The organism is Peribacillus sp. Bi134, from assembly GCF_918698065.1.
In the GTDB taxonomy this organism is placed as follows: domain Bacteria; phylum Bacillota; class Bacilli; order Bacillales; family DSM-1321; genus Peribacillus.
The window spans coordinates 1-16,354 of the sequence record NZ_CAKKLN010000008.1; the positions used below are offsets into that span (position 1 = coordinate 1).

At 34.2% G+C, this 16,354-nt stretch carries 21 protein-coding genes; 4 read left to right on the plus strand and 17 right to left on the minus strand.

Annotated features, from left to right (window positions below):
* Positions 1-380: 380 nt before the first annotated feature.
* The 5 genes from LQ188_RS18370 to LQ188_RS18390 form a co-directional block, all read right to left on the minus strand.
* Positions 381-1,217, minus strand: coding sequence for an aminoglycoside 6-adenylyltransferase (locus LQ188_RS18370; protein ID WP_230177710.1), 837 nt, complete (start codon positions 1,215-1,217; stop codon positions 381-383).
* Between the two features lie 254 nt (positions 1,218-1,471).
* Positions 1,472-1,948, minus strand: coding sequence for a GNAT family N-acetyltransferase (locus LQ188_RS18375; protein WP_230177712.1), 477 nt, complete (start codon positions 1,946-1,948; stop codon positions 1,472-1,474).
* A 126-nt stretch (positions 1,949-2,074) separates the two neighbouring features.
* Positions 2,075-2,758, minus strand: coding sequence for a YesK family protein (locus LQ188_RS18380; RefSeq protein WP_363320602.1), 684 nt, complete (start codon positions 2,756-2,758; stop codon positions 2,075-2,077).
* Between the two features lie 903 nt (positions 2,759-3,661).
* On the minus strand, positions 3,662-4,573 hold the full coding sequence (locus LQ188_RS18385) for a VanW family protein (protein ID WP_230177714.1): 912 nt from the start codon (positions 4,571-4,573) through the stop codon (positions 3,662-3,664).
* A gap of 53 nt (positions 4,574-4,626) precedes the next feature.
* Positions 4,627-5,481: a hypothetical protein gene (locus tag LQ188_RS18390; protein ID WP_230177715.1), complete on the minus strand. Its 855-nt coding sequence runs from the start codon at positions 5,479-5,481 to the stop codon at positions 4,627-4,629.
* Between the two features lie 253 nt (positions 5,482-5,734).
* Here LQ188_RS18390 and LQ188_RS18395 point away from each other — a divergent pair, with 253 nt between their 5' ends.
* Positions 5,735-6,451, plus strand: a complete 717-nt coding sequence (locus LQ188_RS18395; protein ID WP_230177716.1) for a vanadium-dependent haloperoxidase — start codon at positions 5,735-5,737, stop codon at positions 6,449-6,451.
* 157 nt (positions 6,452-6,608) lie between these two features.
* Here the strand turns inward: LQ188_RS18395 and LQ188_RS18400 are convergent, their stop codons facing one another.
* The 7 genes from LQ188_RS18400 to LQ188_RS18430 all read right to left on the minus strand — a co-directional run bounded on the left by LQ188_RS18400 (position 6,609) and on the right by LQ188_RS18430 (position 10,178).
* On the minus strand, positions 6,609-7,097 hold the full coding sequence (locus tag LQ188_RS18400; RefSeq protein ID WP_230177717.1) for a GNAT family N-acetyltransferase: 489 nt from the start codon (positions 7,095-7,097) through the stop codon (positions 6,609-6,611).
* Positions 7,098-7,250: 153 nt separating this feature from the next.
* Entirely contained in the window at positions 7,251-7,595 is a 345-nt protein-coding gene (locus LQ188_RS18405; protein ID WP_230177719.1) for a hypothetical protein, read from the minus strand.
* A gap of 407 nt (positions 7,596-8,002) precedes the next feature.
* Positions 8,003-8,431 (minus strand): hypothetical protein, encoded by a 429-nt coding sequence (locus LQ188_RS18410; RefSeq protein ID WP_053536455.1) that lies wholly within the window; start codon positions 8,429-8,431, stop codon positions 8,003-8,005.
* A 216-nt stretch (positions 8,432-8,647) separates the two neighbouring features.
* Complete coding sequence (locus tag LQ188_RS18415) at positions 8,648-8,779, minus strand: DUF6254 family protein (RefSeq protein ID WP_221408526.1); 132 nt, start codon at positions 8,777-8,779, stop codon at positions 8,648-8,650.
* Positions 8,780-8,847: 68 nt separating this feature from the next.
* Positions 8,848-9,030, minus strand: a complete 183-nt coding sequence (locus LQ188_RS18420) for a hypothetical protein (RefSeq protein ID WP_034310968.1) — start codon at positions 9,028-9,030, stop codon at positions 8,848-8,850.
* Between the two features lie 214 nt (positions 9,031-9,244).
* Complete coding sequence (locus LQ188_RS18425; RefSeq protein WP_101225793.1) at positions 9,245-9,757, minus strand: GNAT family N-acetyltransferase; 513 nt, start codon at positions 9,755-9,757, stop codon at positions 9,245-9,247.
* Entirely contained in the window at positions 9,732-10,178 is a 447-nt protein-coding gene (locus LQ188_RS18430; RefSeq protein WP_230177721.1) for a MarR family transcriptional regulator, read from the minus strand. Before LQ188_RS18430 ends, LQ188_RS18425 begins: the two co-directional genes overlap by 26 nt.
* A 115-nt stretch (positions 10,179-10,293) precedes the next feature.
* Here LQ188_RS18430 and LQ188_RS18435 point away from each other — a divergent pair, with 115 nt between their 5' ends.
* Positions 10,294-10,938: a YitT family protein gene (locus tag LQ188_RS18435; RefSeq protein WP_101225791.1), complete on the plus strand. Its 645-nt coding sequence runs from the start codon at positions 10,294-10,296 to the stop codon at positions 10,936-10,938.
* Between the two features lie 431 nt (positions 10,939-11,369).
* Here the strand turns inward: LQ188_RS18435 and LQ188_RS18440 are convergent, their stop codons facing one another.
* Both LQ188_RS18440 and LQ188_RS18445 read right to left on the minus strand, forming a co-directional pair.
* Complete coding sequence (locus LQ188_RS18440; protein ID WP_230177722.1) at positions 11,370-11,750, minus strand: hypothetical protein; 381 nt, start codon at positions 11,748-11,750, stop codon at positions 11,370-11,372.
* Complete coding sequence (locus LQ188_RS18445; RefSeq protein WP_101225789.1) at positions 11,740-12,234, minus strand: transcriptional regulator; 495 nt, start codon at positions 12,232-12,234, stop codon at positions 11,740-11,742. The genes LQ188_RS18440 and LQ188_RS18445 overlap by 11 nt, the downstream gene beginning before the upstream one ends.
* 344 nt (positions 12,235-12,578) lie before the next feature.
* Here LQ188_RS18445 and LQ188_RS18450 point away from each other — a divergent pair, with 344 nt between their 5' ends.
* Positions 12,579-12,737 (plus strand): hypothetical protein, encoded by a 159-nt coding sequence (locus LQ188_RS18450; protein ID WP_202190661.1) that lies wholly within the window; start codon positions 12,579-12,581, stop codon positions 12,735-12,737.
* A gap of 352 nt (positions 12,738-13,089) precedes the next feature.
* Here the strand turns inward: LQ188_RS18450 and LQ188_RS18455 are convergent, their stop codons facing one another.
* Positions 13,090-13,950: a transporter substrate-binding domain-containing protein gene (locus tag LQ188_RS18455; RefSeq protein ID WP_101225788.1), complete on the minus strand. Its 861-nt coding sequence runs from the start codon at positions 13,948-13,950 to the stop codon at positions 13,090-13,092.
* A gap of 697 nt (positions 13,951-14,647) precedes the next feature.
* On the minus strand, positions 14,648-15,034 hold the full coding sequence (locus tag LQ188_RS18460) for a DUF1259 domain-containing protein (protein WP_101225786.1): 387 nt from the start codon (positions 15,032-15,034) through the stop codon (positions 14,648-14,650).
* Positions 15,035-15,340: 306 nt separating this feature from the next.
* Between LQ188_RS18460 and LQ188_RS18465 the strand changes: the two genes are divergently transcribed.
* Complete coding sequence (locus tag LQ188_RS18465; RefSeq protein WP_230177724.1) at positions 15,341-15,628, plus strand: hypothetical protein; 288 nt, start codon at positions 15,341-15,343, stop codon at positions 15,626-15,628.
* Between the two features lie 182 nt (positions 15,629-15,810).
* On the opposite strand, the gene LQ188_RS18470 is transcribed toward LQ188_RS18465, so the two are convergent.
* Positions 15,811-16,251: a cell wall hydrolase gene (locus LQ188_RS18470; RefSeq protein ID WP_034310898.1), complete on the minus strand. Its 441-nt coding sequence runs from the start codon at positions 16,249-16,251 to the stop codon at positions 15,811-15,813.
* Between the last annotated feature and the right edge of the window lie 103 nt (positions 16,252-16,354).

The window sequence follows — 16,354 nt, forward strand, 5'->3', positions numbered from 1 at the left end:
GAAAAGCTCTTCCCATACGGTTTAGATTGATCTAAAAATGCCTGAACTTGGCTCTCTCCTTTTGCCACATCCAGACCAACAACTGGATTCATTGTTTTTTCCTCCTCTACTTACTAACCAGTACCCCAAGTCCTCCATGTAGTGTCATAGCTTCGCTTGTTATTCGAGATCTGCGTCCCAACCAGCCTCAAACATGTTTCTACAAGTAGGGGGCGGACAGTTTAGTTCACGGGATCAAGTCCCACGCACCCGTACGTCCTACTCTGGCTACTGATATAATAGATTCTATTAAAAAAAGGTCAACCAGTAATTTTTACTGGTCGACCTTATAATACGAACGCACCCGTTAGTTTAAGTGTATACCTTCACAAATATTGAGTTTAATGATTAGTAAGGTATTGTTTAACTTTATTCGCGTCTTCAGAAGGGTATTGATATTCGAGAATACTAGCTACTTCAATAGCTACTTGCTCAAACAAGTCAATTGTTTCAAACAACGAATTCCAAACTTGTTCGTAATCTCCATTAGGATATGTTTTCATCAATCTTTCCCAAATGTCGTTATCAAGGTAGCACTTTAGGTACTTGCTGTTTTTTCCTACACTCAATGAAAAATTGGTTTCTATACCAACTTTCCACTCAAGCATTGTTAGTAACATTTCTCTTACACTACTTAAATGGTCATAAGCGTAAAGTATTTCTTGTCTCCATAACCCTTTTGCTACATAAGTTGAAACCCACCAAAATTCATTACAACAATCAGCAAAAAATTCAGCAGAAGGCTTTTTTACCCAGTAATCTTTATCTATTGGTTCAGAAAGCTTAGGCATATTCCCATCTTTATCTAATAAAATTACTGTTAATCCATCTTCAGAACAATAAGTATCTTTTTCCTCAATCGGAATCAGCATTAAATCAATTCTATTACCATCCTCAAATAACATTAGATAGGTGAATCTCCCACCCAATTCAGGTGGAAACATTGCCATATCTTCTGGTGTTTGCATTATTATTCTTTTCCCAAAAACATTTACCCAATCAGGATTAATTAGAAACGATTGAAGGTCAGATACAAGATAAACAATATCATAATCTCTGAAAGTATCTTTAGGTACATTAAAATTCGTTCGAGAACCATTCAATGCAACAGCTCGTACTCTCTCATCTTTATCGGCAACTCGTAATATCAATTCCATCATTTCTTTTTCTGAACGCATATTTTCTCCTCCTAAATATTTAATTTCTTAATACGTATTTCTATTAGGAGGTCCTCTGATTAGTAATAAACAACGTTATATAAAATGATCTATTATTGACATCCTAACTCCTCCAATTATTTTAAGATTAAAACTTAATAATGTATAAAAGTTGATTTTACTTATATCACTAACCTGCTCCATTTTTTGCATAAGAAAGACCGTCGAAAGACAGTCTTGATCTATTGCTATTGCACCCGTTAGCTTTAAAAAGATTAGGATTTTAATTTTTTTCTCATTTTAAAATTAGTCAATTTGACACCTTTACGTTCAACAGTTTGTGAACGAACAATATTGTAACCTTTATGTTTAAAAAATGGTTTAGCTGTAATGCTTGAATCTGTATAAATTTCTAAAAGATTTAGCTTTTTCGCTTCACTTTCAAGCATATCAACTAATGCTGAAGCTATACCTTGACCTTGAAAATCTTTATGAACAAACAGTCTATCTAAGTACCCGTCATAGGTCAAGTCACTAAAGCCCACTACTTTATGATTAATTTTTGCAACAAATGATATATTTTGACCTAATGAAATTTTCCACGAATTGATTTTCGATTCTTTTTCCTCTTTTGTTGCCCAAACATCTAATTGTTCTTGCGAATAATCCTTCAAATTAACTGAATGAACTGTTTTGTAAAATAAAGAAACAATTTCTTCAGTATCAGTTTCCTTAAATTTCATAATAATCATTTTCTAATGTACCTCTCTCTATATCAGAATAGGTATATTTTACTATAAAACCCTTTATGGAACTAACCTGCCCCGTTAGTTCCATAAGAAAAAGGAACCATCCAAGTATGAACAAATTATAAAGGTTTAATCAAATATACCATCCCCATAATTTGTTCCATCCGTATCCAAAATGACTACCTTTGATTTAATACGAGTAAGTGCTACAGCTATATACGGATTAGGCTCAGGATTTTTATTATAAGATGTCCGAATGCGAATGATAGTCTTCTCACTATCGTCTTTCACTTCCAACACTTCAATGGTATTTCCCTTTCTTTCACCACCCAATGATATTAGTAAAAAGTCCTCCCCTTCACCTCCATTAAACTTTTTGTAACCGACAATCGATGTATCTTTCTCGATTTTTTCAATATAATCCCCGGTTTCATCATCCGTCAGTCTTTCTTTATCCACTACCCAGTAGTCCACTTGATTGATGAACCCAATGAATATATGAATAACGACGATGAGTGGAACCCCTATAAAGAGTATTTTCTTTCCTATAACATATTTCTTTAAGAAAAAGTATAGAATCGCCAGTGTGAATACTCCAAGGCTCAACACAGCATACGGCATTCCCTCAAACCCACCAATCACAGATAAGGAAAACACTAAAATCAATATGCCTAGCGAAAATTGAAGTAAGAGTTGCGTTCTATCCTCTATCCCTTTTACAAATACATAAGCGAGTCCGAATACAATCATTGCTAGAATTATTCCTGCTTCATAAACGTATAAAAAAATACTTATCTCTCCCTTGGTTGTTATTTACCTCTAATTTGTTTGTCGTAATTAAAAAGCCTAGTGTATTTAGGATTGTAATACAAAGCCGTAAACCAATCGTATTCTTTTAAAATTTTATGTGTTTGTCCGTATATTTCTTACTATTATGCAATGACATTGATGCAACGAATAAAAATCTAATACTAACGATAATAATTCACCCATATGAACGGGCCTCCACTCTCTAGTTACCGATGAGAAATAATCTTGGAAGGTTTATTCCTTAAATTATCATAGGAAAACATCTGAACAAATTTAAACCCGGTTCCAAGAGCTCCTTTCTTAATATTGTTTGAGTTACAGTTAGGGCATTGGTCGTCGTTCATCCTCTTTAATCCTCATTTGGATAATATTACTAGTCAATAGGATACCACATTCATTTATTTTATTACTATTCTTAAGGAGTATTAATGTTCACCGTACAGTTTGTGTCAACTCTACAAAAGCTAGTTTAATAAAAAAGAAAAGGAGAGTACATATTATACATGGCTAATATGTGCTCTCCTTTATTTATTTAGTTTTTTTATAATTTAGGTCTTGATAAGGTTATTAATTATCAATATACCAATGCATTAATAACCGGATTAAGAATAGACAAATTTGGTTTGCTTCAAGGAATTGAAGAAAATAACCGGATAAAGCCAGCCGGCATAATGGAGTTTGTCACTCCTGCAGACAGGAAACAATTCTATAGCTAGTATCAGGATATAATTGTTGGTGAAATTCATTTATAGCTCCGAAGATTAGCTGCAAGGGGAAGGCTCAGAAATTATACAACGGAAAGGCTATTGCGTATTCCGTCCATATTGTTGGATTGAAAATGAAATTTTTCAGAAATATTTTAGTAGATGATTTTATAAAAAAGTAACCGTTCGTAAAAGTGTACTTTTAGGAACGGTAAATCTGTTCTTTTGATTTCTGATTTGAAGCAGCGGGAACTTTTCGTGTCTTATAATTTATCATATCTGAAGAGTAAACCATGATACTTACCATTCCTCCTTGGGTTGTAGCTCGGATTAGAATAGGTTGATTGTATGTGTTTTTAAAACTAAAATCAGGACCATACCAGCTTACTGTAGCATCGCGGCCAGATGGAACATACGGAACGCTCCTAGTATGGGAATAGCGTTGAATAGTTTGCAATCCTGCATTGTCGATAGCATTAAACAGGGTGGATGACACCTGACATATCCCTCCACCAATCCCTTCAGAAAACTCTCCTTTAACGATAACTCGAGCGAGCATATATCCTTTATTTACTGATCTCTTGCCAACGGCTTGATTAAAAGAAAACACCTCTCCGGGAAACACGACATAATTATTAATGGCTTCTGTAGCAAGCGAGATATTATTTGTACGATTTCTGTTGTTCACATTAAAATAAGTTCTATATTCACCTATCTTTTTTTCACGAATCTCTGCAAGTAATTCGCTGTCAACTTTTGGATGAATAGCAAGCAAAGGTACTTCTAGTTTATATGCTTTACTACTGTACAAAAAGGAATAAAATTGCTCTTTAAATGCTTGATGGTATAGCTTATAACCTACCCGCCCAGGAAGAATATTACCTTGTTTGTCTATTGTGGCATCTACAGGTTTTTGGTACACTTGTCGATCTATTTTTTCGACAAAATGATTGTATTTATCCACGTCCATGATAGGAACATCCAGTAAGGGCAATGTAATATCAGCATGGTTGACACTGGCAATCGTTTGTCCTTGGTGGGTTACCGATAAGCTTTCAGAAATATTCACAGGTTGAACGAATAGTAAAAGTCCGGCAATCCATGTTAATCGCATAGAATGCACCCCCACAATGGATTGGAATTTATTTTTTCGTATTTTCACAAATCTCATTTTAAGGCTTCATAGATCGCCACTTGATCAATGAACCAACGATCAGTCAAACTCTCCCTTCGGATCATAAAATGGATGATTTTGCTTTCACTCCCTTTTTTCTCTTTATAAACCTTCACTTGAACCGGTACATCCACGAATATTAACCCGTTTGCGTCTTCAAGTGGTTGTCTTGAAAAATCTTCAACCCCAAAATATGTAATATTTTCAGCAAGTTTAATGAAACGTTTGGAATGATCCGAATTTGATAAGGTCATTGATAATAATTTTCGATCTCCTTGATTTATGGCAATGGTAAAAATATGGATAAGTTCGTAGGGACTTATCGTGCCTAAATATTCATCAAGCTTACCGGCCGCTTTCAGTATCATCAATTTATGAGCGGAATCTTCGTTTTTTAAACGATGCGTTAAACTTCCATAGAAATGAACACAGAAGTGGCCTGGAAAACCATTTTGAAGAGAACCGGCACCATGTGGCATTCCATTCATAGAGGCAGCGATCATTTGATTATTAATTAATACAATAATCGCTCTTCTTTTCCAGCTCCATTGATTATGATAAATTTTCTTCATAATCTGAGTATCATCCTTGGTTAGTGGCTGAGCATCGACATGATGACTACCTGCTCTTCGTTGAACCTTAAATGATAATCCCGTTTCAATGTCTATAATGGTGAAAGTTGTTTTATTAGGAATAGTGTTGTTTACTATCTCCCAAGGTAATATCTCAGTTTTAAAGTTTATAGGTACTTCTTTATCTTCCCATTCATTCGCATAGACCGAGTGACTCAACATTAAGACAGACATAAAAATAGCGATAAATCCTTTATAACTTTTTTTGCTGTTCATATTATTTCTCCTGCTTTTTTTTTATTATTTCAGGATATGATCATTAAAATACCTTCGAATATTTGGAAGTTTTTCAAATAAAACTTTGAAATCTTAATTTATGTTGTAAAGCTGGGAGAATCAGCTATAAAGGCATAAATTGGCTCACCCCCCTGATATTTCTCTCTGATAAGGGATCAAAAAGTTATACGGTCATATTTCATTACTCTTAATCATAAGGAACAAGGAGAACATTTATTAGGGGGTGGTCTTTATGAGAACAAGTTATAGAAGATGGACAGAATTTCCTTACCCAGGGGAAAGTAACCCACCTAAAGGTTCTCCAGAGGCAGGAAATTGGCCAATGTTTTTTATTTCAAGAGGAAGAGACAATGAGTTCCTGGACCCCTTTCATCAACGAATCCTTTGGCGAATTAAAAATCCTCTAGATATTGATTGGGTAACAGAGTTATTCATTGTAGAAGATACATTAAAGTCATTGACTTCCCAGCAAATAAGCATCGCACAATATTGGGGAACAGGTGAATTAACGGCGAAAATTACCACTCTAATTTTCAATTTAGCTGAAAAGTATATGCTGGGATCACCGAGTGTTGCAAGGGTTCAGAGTTATTTCCACGCGGCTATGAATGATACCTTTGTTATCACGTGGTTTCTTAAATATCATTGGGATGTTGCACGTCCAAATCAATATGGCAGAAATCTGTCTACTGTGTTGTTTACCCCTCGTTTTCCCGCTTACCCTTCTGCACACGCAACTGTGGCGGGATGTGCAGAGACAGTATTAAGTTATTTCTTCCCTCAAGAGTCTTCAGAAATAAAAAAAATAATGGAAGAAAGTGCTCAATCTCGTTTGTACGCTGGCGTACATTTTAACGTGGATAACAATGAAGGCTTAAGGTTAGGCAGACAAATTGGAGTTGTAGTTGTAAGTTACTTAAGGGCACAAAATCTAAATACGCTTCAATAATATTTTGGGTTCAGGTTGTGCTAACCTGAACCTTTTTTATAATCAATTGAATATATTAAGATCTTAAGATCGCTTTTTAATCTTAGTTCCCTAAAGAAAAGGCTGCCTTAAAGACAGCTCCGATTTTAAGCTAATGCACCCGTTGTTTAATATCTGTTTAAATTTGAAAGGATTGAACCAAACATTCTTCATTATCGACAATTTGCTTTTTTTCTTCAAAATCTATATTTAGCTCACTAAAAATCTTTCTCCAAAATATAACAGCAGGGATATTCTTGGCTAATTGAACAACAAAGTAACTACCTTTTTTTTGCTTAAACAATTCCTTTAATAATGAAATTGCAGCACCTTTTCTTCTATATTTTTTTAAAATAAAAATATCATTAATGCTGTAATCATAGTCCTTATTTAAAAACGGCCTTTCTAACAGTAATAGAAACCCGACAATTTTCATATCTTTTTTCAAAAAATATGGTGTTAATCCTTCCTTCTTCCAAATTAATTCAAATGAATCAAATTCAAATGAACCATCTGTTGATATGTCTAAACCCTCGGTAAACTCCGAAAGGTCATGTAAATAAAGGGAATATAAATTCTGAAGAATATGCTTTTCATCTTTGGAAATGGGGTTGATTGAAACAGCCATTGTTCTACCTCTTTTACATTTAATTAATCTCTTACTTAATTAATTTCGATATAAACTTTCATTTGTCCTTCATGAACTAACCAGCGATAGTTGCATAAAAAAAAGCTGCCTTAAGACAGCTCCGATATTCATCTAACGTTAGTGGAATGAGGATTAATGATTTTTATTGGCATACATTCTTGCCATTGTCGAAGGTGAAAATTTAATTCTATATTTCCCTTCAAGTTCTTTCTTAACTTTCTCTGTTATATTTAATCCTTGTTTATTGTGTTCTTCTTCAAGTTCTATCCCATTAGGAAGCAATTTATCTTCATCCCAATCAATCCATTCACCATACATATTTGCCCATTCAATCAATTCTCTACTTAACTTATTTGAAATCGGAATGTCCTCTATTTCCAAGTTACAACCACATTGATTGCACCATATAGGGTCCGCCCCAACATCACCTTCAACTTTTAACTCACTTGTTTCTTTTTGTTCACAATGACATTCCATATTATTTTCTGACTCCTCTACTACACGCTTTTTTTATTATATATTACATTACTTTTGTTAAAGTAATCTGCCCCGTAAGCTCAATAAGAAAAGCGATTCTTCTTTAAGAATCGCGCAGTTTGTAGACAAAAGGGTTCTTTCTAAAAGTTAAAACAAAGTTGATTGGAGCGGGTGCCCTACGTACCAATCAACGATCAAATTGTACAAGCCCCTGTATAAAAAAAACATCCGAACTTACGAGTTGGATGAAAGAGTAAATGGGATTAAGATTGAATATGCAGAAAAATAATCACTATTCATAAAAGGTTTCGATGCCTCATTTTTGCTATAATATTTCGTGCTAATAATACACCAGAAAACAGTGAGAAAGTATATGTTTTTCCCGCAAAACTCCCATTGAGGGAACCTCATGCCTTTTCCCTTATCCCTTTTCGATCATGTAAAATTTCTTGAATGATTTCAATATGAACAAAAGACCATGATCTTTCATGAAAGTGAAGAAACACACTTATGGAAAGAATCGAAATATATATTATACTAAAGACGACCCAAAGCAAACTCCCATCTTTAAAAAGGAAATCTTGCAATTGATTTGAAAACAGAAGAAAAAGCCAAGGTCCAGAGGATATTATAATAGGAATGATCCCCGATCCGTTTTTCTCTTTTATCATACAATAATAAACTTTTTTTAACGTATCGCTATCAATCGAACTATAAAAATTTTGAATTTCTTCCACTTCAATCAGTTTCTTCATCCCTTTGAAAGATCGGTCTTTGTATGAGGCTTTTTTTAATTGAAGATAAATTTTATGAGCATCTCCACGTAACGAAAACATATATCTGATCTTTCCCCCCTTCCAAAAAACTCCTTACTAAAAGGTTTTGTAATAATCCGCATTTTTATGTAGTCTTTGTCTTTTACAGTATCTACTTAAGGGGATGACATACGAATCATTCTATTACCTAAAAAAAAGCCAGCTCGTATATATAAACCTAAAAAGACCATAATCATCGATGATTATGGCCTTTTAGGTAACGAAAAGAGAACCGTTTTACTTAGTTTCAGATTCATTTTTGCCCGTATCTTCAGCTAATTGTTCAAATGAAGGGACCTTACCATGTGGATTCTGAGATTGTTTACGATCTTTCCATTGGCGTTCTTGCTGTCGCTTGGATTGAGTCATCTAAATAAGCTCCTTTACATAAAGTTAAGTAAAAAGTTTGAAGCACGATAAGCGTACTCGAGCAGGCATCAATGCATGCCTTTCCACTCACCTTGATTTTTAGATGCTTTTTCTTTTTTTGCTTTATTTTTATGTGCTTGATTAGCATTTGCACTGCCGAATTCCTTAGAGAATTCAGAATCAGTTTTGCTTGAATCAAACCCTTGTTTGTTTTTTTGATCTGCATCATTTTTCTTTGTTCGTTTTGCCATGTATACCCCTCCTTCTTAACTTTAGTATGAGATCAGAAAGGAGAAATATACCCCGAATTAAAACCGATAGTAACATGAAAATCTGCCATGTATTTCGGGTAAAAAAACAAAGTGAATAATAAGATCCAGTTCGGTTATTTCAGCTAACTCACCCGTTCATGCAGTAACATTCAAGGTTATTTTATGGGCTTTGCCTTTACCGTTCTTTATTTCGTTATATGAGTGTTTTGGTCATTATAAAGTCCGTTTGTTCTTCATCACCCATATAAAAAGAATGGGCTCCAGTTTGTACAAACCCAATTTTCTGATAAAAGCCAATAGCATTTTCATTTTTTTCCCATACGCCCAGCCAGATTTTCTTTTTATTACGTTCCATTGCGATTTCCATAGCTTTATTTAACAGATATTTACCAAGCCCAAGTTTTTGAAATTTGTTCTTTATATAAATCCGCTCGATTTCAAGTGATTCATCACCCATTCCTTCAGTCTGAGCATCATTGGTATTGACCTTTAAATATCCAGCGACCTCATTATCAAAATAAACAAAAAAGAATTGTGAAGAAATATTGGATAATTCTTTTTCTAATTGTTTTAAATTAAATGCCCTTTCCAAATAGGCATTCATATTCTCGGGAGAATTCTGATGCTTAAACGTCTCATTAAATGTTTCATAACTAATTTCTTGAAGTTTGCGTGTATCTTCAAGGGTACACTTTTTTATAGTCATTTAAATATATCGCTCCTTTATTTCTTCTAACTCTTTGAAGAAGATTGAAAATGGTTTCTACTTCTCTTTTGGAAAATACCTCTAATGCAACGATATTGGAATAATCATTTTCGCTTTTTATGAAAGGATAAACTTTATTCCCTTTCTCTGTTGGAAAGAGTTTTTTAATTTTTTTGTTATGTTTATCTTCTTTCTTTACAATAAAGCCATTGATTTCAAGTTTTTTTATAGCACGAGCTGCTGTTGTTCGATCTACTTTTATCATCTCAGCTAACTTTTCTTGAATGACGCCTGGGTTTTCACATATCCGAACAAGGTACAAATACTGCCCTTTTGTAAGGTCATATTCTTTAAATTCAATATTACTTATGGAATCTAATGCTCTTGCTATCATTCCAATTCCACGAAGAATTTCCTTCATAATTAACCCCTTAGTGTGTATTTTTGTTGCAAATGCAATAAAAATACCATATATTTAATTTAACTTAGCTTTGTTGCGTTTGCAACAAAAAAATATGATGGAGGGGCCTAGTAAAGTGAAATATGTTTTTTATGTATTGGGAATTATAATATTAACCCTTGGTATTTCTTTCACTATACAATCAGACCTTGGAACTTCACCTTTTGATGCACTTTTGGTGGGACTGTCCATAAATGTGGGGCTTACTGTGGGAAGTTGGGAAATAATAATAGCTTTAATATTGATATGCAGTAATTCATTTTTAAAAAGACAAAGACCTGAAGTATTGGGATTGTTAACAGCATTTATAACTGGTATCGGTATTGATATGTGGCTTTTTTTATTCCACAATTTGATAACACCTGAACTTTGGTACAGCAAAGTTGTTTGTTTTGGAATCGGCTTAGTTGTTATAGGATTAGGAACTGCAACATATTTACACACAAATTTTGCACCGATCCCAGTTGACCGATTAACATTAATCATACAAGAATTAACTAGAACAAATATATTCCTTTCGAGAACATTCATTTACCTCCTATTCTTGATATTGGCAATGATTTCAAATGGACCAATTGGCGTTGGAACTTTATTAACCGTTTGTTTAGGGGGGCTAATACTTAATTTCTTTATGCCATTTACTAAAAAAGTATTAGACCGCATATTAACACACTCCAGTACATCACCAAAATATGATAAAGATAAAAACCATTCATTATAGAATGGTTTCAGACTGTAGACAAATTCGAAGAAAAGCGAGATTGACTGAAGTTTTTTATTTAAAAAACGTTCCAGTTGATTTCAGAAATCGCTCCCTTTCCGCCGACTGCCTGCCAAGCCTCCTCGCCACGAGCGCTGCGGTGTCTCGGCTAGCCAGTAATTCGGCAGAGTGTCGCAAATTTCTTCAATCCAATAAGGATTATAGTAAAAAAAACATTAAGTATAATCAAGTCTTGTTTGTTTTAAAATTTAGGTAGAACCCCTTTTTGTTTCTTGAACTAACCTGCCCCTATTAAGAAAAACGGTTAAACTTTTTTTAAATCGGTACGACTTTATTGTAAATTAAACAACTATAAGAATAAAATAAGCCTACGACCCTTGCTATTAAAGGATGTAGGCTTTCTTTTATTTCAGTTATTTTTTGGCTTTTCTCTATTTTTTAAATGGAATTCTGGGTACTTCTTCTTTATATCGAGAATAAGTCGTTCCTGCGCTTTCCATTTCTGAGCATTGTTCATTACTGCAAGCAAACAGATAGGTTTGTATGTCAGTACGAACACTTACCTCAAAATAGTAGGGGAATACTCCACCTTTATTTTTATCCATGTTTGCATCAATAGCAATGATATTCTCTTTTTCTGCTATCTTTTTATACTCTTCACTCTCAACCGTTTTTTGAACCATTTCACTTAAAATAACCTTTTCTTCAGAGGAAGGTTCATACCTTTGTTCAGTCAGAAACCATTTTCCGAATATATAAAAATTCACTCCTAAACTTATTATCAATAGAACAAGCAAAATCTTATTCTTCATATATCCCTATACCTTTGTCTATCTCGATATTCCCCATATCCTGTAATTCATTTAAACGACTTAAACTCTCTTCTTTATCAAAAGAACTATGCCAACGATAATCATATTGATCCAATATACGGTAATGGTTACTAATCAAATTTTGTTGCAAACGAAAATCCCCTCTAGACTCGATTTCTTTCCACCATATCTTACCACCCATTGTTTTTTCTTTAGGCGTACCACCATTTTTGCTAGCAATTAACTGAACAAAATCAACTGGATTGTCACCAATTGATGATATCAATAATTGGCTATGATTAAACAAAGCACAAAAGGCAACAACGGTGGTCCAATTGGCTTCTGTTCTTCTTTTTTCAATTTGAACTAGTGTTTTTTTTGAAATCCCTAGAATTTCAGACATCTTATCCTGAGAAAAACTTTGTTCAGTTCGAACAAGTTTCATTTTTTCTGATATTAAATTGATGAAGTCTTCTTTTTCCATATATACTAAATTCTCCTTTTAGTGTAATTTTACACTAAAAGTATTGTTTTTCAACAAAAAAATACCTATTTGAATAACTTAATTGTTTGAAGTCACTGCCCCTTTAGCTGCATAAGAAAAGGAACTGCTATTCCCTTCAATTCCACAAAATAATACGATGAAGTATGTAGAGCATCACTTGAGTTTCCGAGAGATGTTACTCGTTTTCAGGGCTATTTTTGCAAAAGTAATTTGCTTCTGTTTCTTCAACAATCGGGCCCAATTGTTAAACAAATTTAAAATAGTACTCTTGAACTTTTTTGTAAATAATAAGATTGTCAAACAATAAATTGAGGAGGACTTGTATGCAACAAAATCAACCAGCTAAAGGAAACTTGGGTTCAATTATGAAACCGGAATTTGCCGGATCTGATGCACAAAAAGTAAAACAACAAATTCAAAAAGATGTAAGCGAAGGACAAGGTGCAATGACTTCCCGAGAGGCAGGAGCAATGCGCGATTAAAAAACACTCTGAGTGGTTTTTTATTTTTCTGCTTGAAAATTAATGAGTTAGCCTGCCCCTTTAGTTAATTAAGGATGTTTTTTACATTTAAAAGGCCATCAAATGATGGCCTTTTTTTAAGGTACAAACACCGGTGGGAATTAAAGAATGTTAACCTATTTAAGACTTTTGTGACATTATTTCTAATGTGCTATGGAAATTGGGGTGACCGGGCGTAATGTCCACAGAGTAATACTGAGACAAGCTTATAGTTTTATAAACCGTAAAAAACTTCTAATTCACTTCTAACCAAACTATAGCACACCTGTTAGCGAAAAAATGCTTCCCTACACGGCAGTTTTAAGGGCAGATTCTATTCCATCCACTTTTTGTAGAGAGCATCAAATTTCCCTTGGAGCTTCATTTCATCCATCCACATTTCCAAGTAGCTTGCATAAATGAAATCGCTTCTTGGGATCATATAACCTTTTTCACTGTTTGTGAAAGGCTTGTCAGTTTGAGCCGCATACAATCTTGGATCATCTTTTGCATACAGCATTGCTTCTACTGTGTCTGTGATCATAACATCATACGTACCTTCTGCAACAAGATGTGGGATATCAAGATTGTTTTCTACAACCGTTACGTTAGCATTGCTTAGATACTGACGGACAAATTCTTCGTTTGTTCCGCCTGGATTTACGCCAATGCGTACAGAAGGCTTGTTAATATCTTCAATGGTAAGATACTTGTCTTTATCTTCCTTGCGAACCAAAGGCACCTTACCGAATGAAAGGTAACCTTGGGATACATAAGCGCTTTTTTGTCTGGCTGTGTTGCGAGTCACACCGCCCACAGCAATATCAAATTTGTCCGCTTGCAAGTCTTTCATCATCGCAGGCCATGTGGTAGCGACAAATTTCACCTCCACACCAAGGTCTTTGCCAAGCTCTTTGGCAGTGTCCACGTCAAAGCCTTCATACTCATTTGTTTCCGGGTTCAAATAGGTAAAGGGTTTGTAGTCCCCGGTCATTCCTACCCTGATGTATCCACGTTTGATAATTTCATCAAGCTGGGAAGACTCCACTTTTTTCAAATGCCCTGGTGCATTTTTAGCTGCCGGTTCAGCCGAGACGTTTTGCGAGGAGATCAGGTCGTGACTGGCGTACCCAGTACCTAGCAAGGATAAGCTGATCACTCCAGCCATCAGTGTTTTTTTCCAATTGTTAAACATGTGATTTCCCTCCGTTTGTTGTATTTTTATTAATCCATCAATTAATAAAAATACAACAAAATAAGAGAATCACCTTCAAAAAACAAACATTTTCCACAATTGATAGGAAAAGGACTACACATATTAGATATCTAAAATGTGTAGTCCTCATTTAATTGTATCTAGTTATGGTCCATAAAAAATCATAAATAGCATTAGAAATATGTTTAATACTAACAATATCTTACCAAAGAGATTTTTTATAGCTAAAACAGAAAATACACAAGAAATCAAGAATGCGAAAATTGCTATTTTTGGTGTAAAGTACACAAGGTCTAAAATGCCTATCATAGGAAAATACAAAAGAAAAATGCTAATAAATAGAAATATCATTGAAAATATTAATGCTATCGTGATATAAGTAAAAGTCCTAAGTTTTTTGAGATGTTGTTTCTCATAACTATTATCAACCATTTTTCCCTCCTGTATTAAGTTAGTTTATTCCTTAAAATCAACCTTTACCGAATACTATTCTTTAGCTGAACAATAAATACCTTCTTCCACTAATCTGCCCGATGGTTGCATAAGAAAAAGCTGCCTTAAAGACAGCTCCGATCTTCAGTTAACGCACCTTTAGTTCAACAAAACTCGGTTTTTACCGTGATCAGTTTATAGCTGCTTTTATGACAGCTCCGTTTTACCATTAGTGGGAAATCCTTTAGTTCCTTAATGCTTTTCTGACTTTCCTTGCAAAAACTAATGGATCATCAACAGCTTCGATATTAACGTAAACCAAATTCGGATTATCGAATAGCCACTCATTGTGTACGGATGAAACTATTATTCCTTGTTTAAGAATGGAAGCAACAAAATTCCCGACTTCTTTTTGCAAGAGTGCTACCCTGCCTAGGCACAATGCTCGTCCGGTCTGATTATCTCTGGATTCATATGAGAAAGAAGAGGTTACACTAAAACGTTCCCCTAAAATTTTTACTTTTATTTCATTTCGATTTATGGTTGCCACACATTTGCCACCCGCAAATCCTTCTTGGCCGCCGATAATCCTAGCAAACTTTTGACAAATCAATTCATCATTAGATGCCAATCTATTCATCTCCTCCCTAGTATTAATAGGATATGAACTAATGAATAGATCCGAAACGGATATGCATCTATTTTGAAATATTAATGACATTTTTTATAGCTAATTAAAACTACCCTGCTTACATTAGCTCCATAAGAAAAAGGCCAATCTCCACAGCTCACTAATTAACGAACACACCCGTTAGTTCTATAAGACTTATCACAGATTTGACACAGACTGTGAATAAAAATATTTAAAGAAAACAGGAGAATTAACTGCCTTTTTTGAATATAATCTTTGAACTATAATAAGTAGGGAGACGGTGTAGTGAGCGATATAGACAAACGAAACAGATTAAGTGAAGAACCATTTACTTATCGAATAACGAAAAAAAGAACAGTAGTAATCTATTACAAAGGTAAACAAATTAAATTTTTAAAGGATAGGGAGGCTCTTCGTCTAATAGAAAGAATCAATGAAGTTGAAAATAATATAACAGAACTACAGTTATTGTTAGCTAAAATTACGGGTAACTTTAAACGGGTAACGAGAAGTTGGGTAAAAATAAATAAACTAAGCCTTCGTATTTCGAGTACACAACGCTTATGGAACTAACCTGCCCCGTTTGTTGCATAGAAAAGGAACTGCCTTAAGAAAACTCCGATCTTCAGCTAACGCACCCGTTAGCTGAAGTACAATAATTCACAATCTTACTTTTTTAGATAAAAACTATTACTAAAAGTTTTATATTGTATAAATATTTTAAATATGTAAAAAAGCTTACTCAAAGAGTAAGCTTAACCTCTATAAACACTATCACATGTTCCAGGTTTTGGTTCATAAAAACAATGGTCTTTAAATTGACCAGTATGTGGCTGATCATACCATGTTGGAGGGCATGGAGCATATGGATTAAAATACCAAAGTGCATATCTAGCCGGATGCTGTCTCCAGTGCTTCAAATTCTGTTCTGCTAATCTTCTTTCAATACCTCTCGCTCTTTGATAAAATACATTCCCTTTTTGAACAGCTTCAAAAGAATAATTTCCTCCTTGTACTTGATAAATGACTTGTGGAATTGTTCTTAAACCTTTAAAGTCTAAACAATTAGCTACAAGACGATTCACAATTACATTTCCAACATACAACATTCCTTGTTTTCCTTCACCTTCGGCTTCTGCTCTCATCATCCTTGCCATTAAGTCAACGTCTGAACTTGTGTATTTTGCTCTTGTCATTTTTTCACCCCAAAAATATTGTATGAAAAATAGCCTACAGTCATGTCATTATTTATGTAATATAAATGCTTAGTTATAATAACTTACAGCTTTTAAGTAAAAT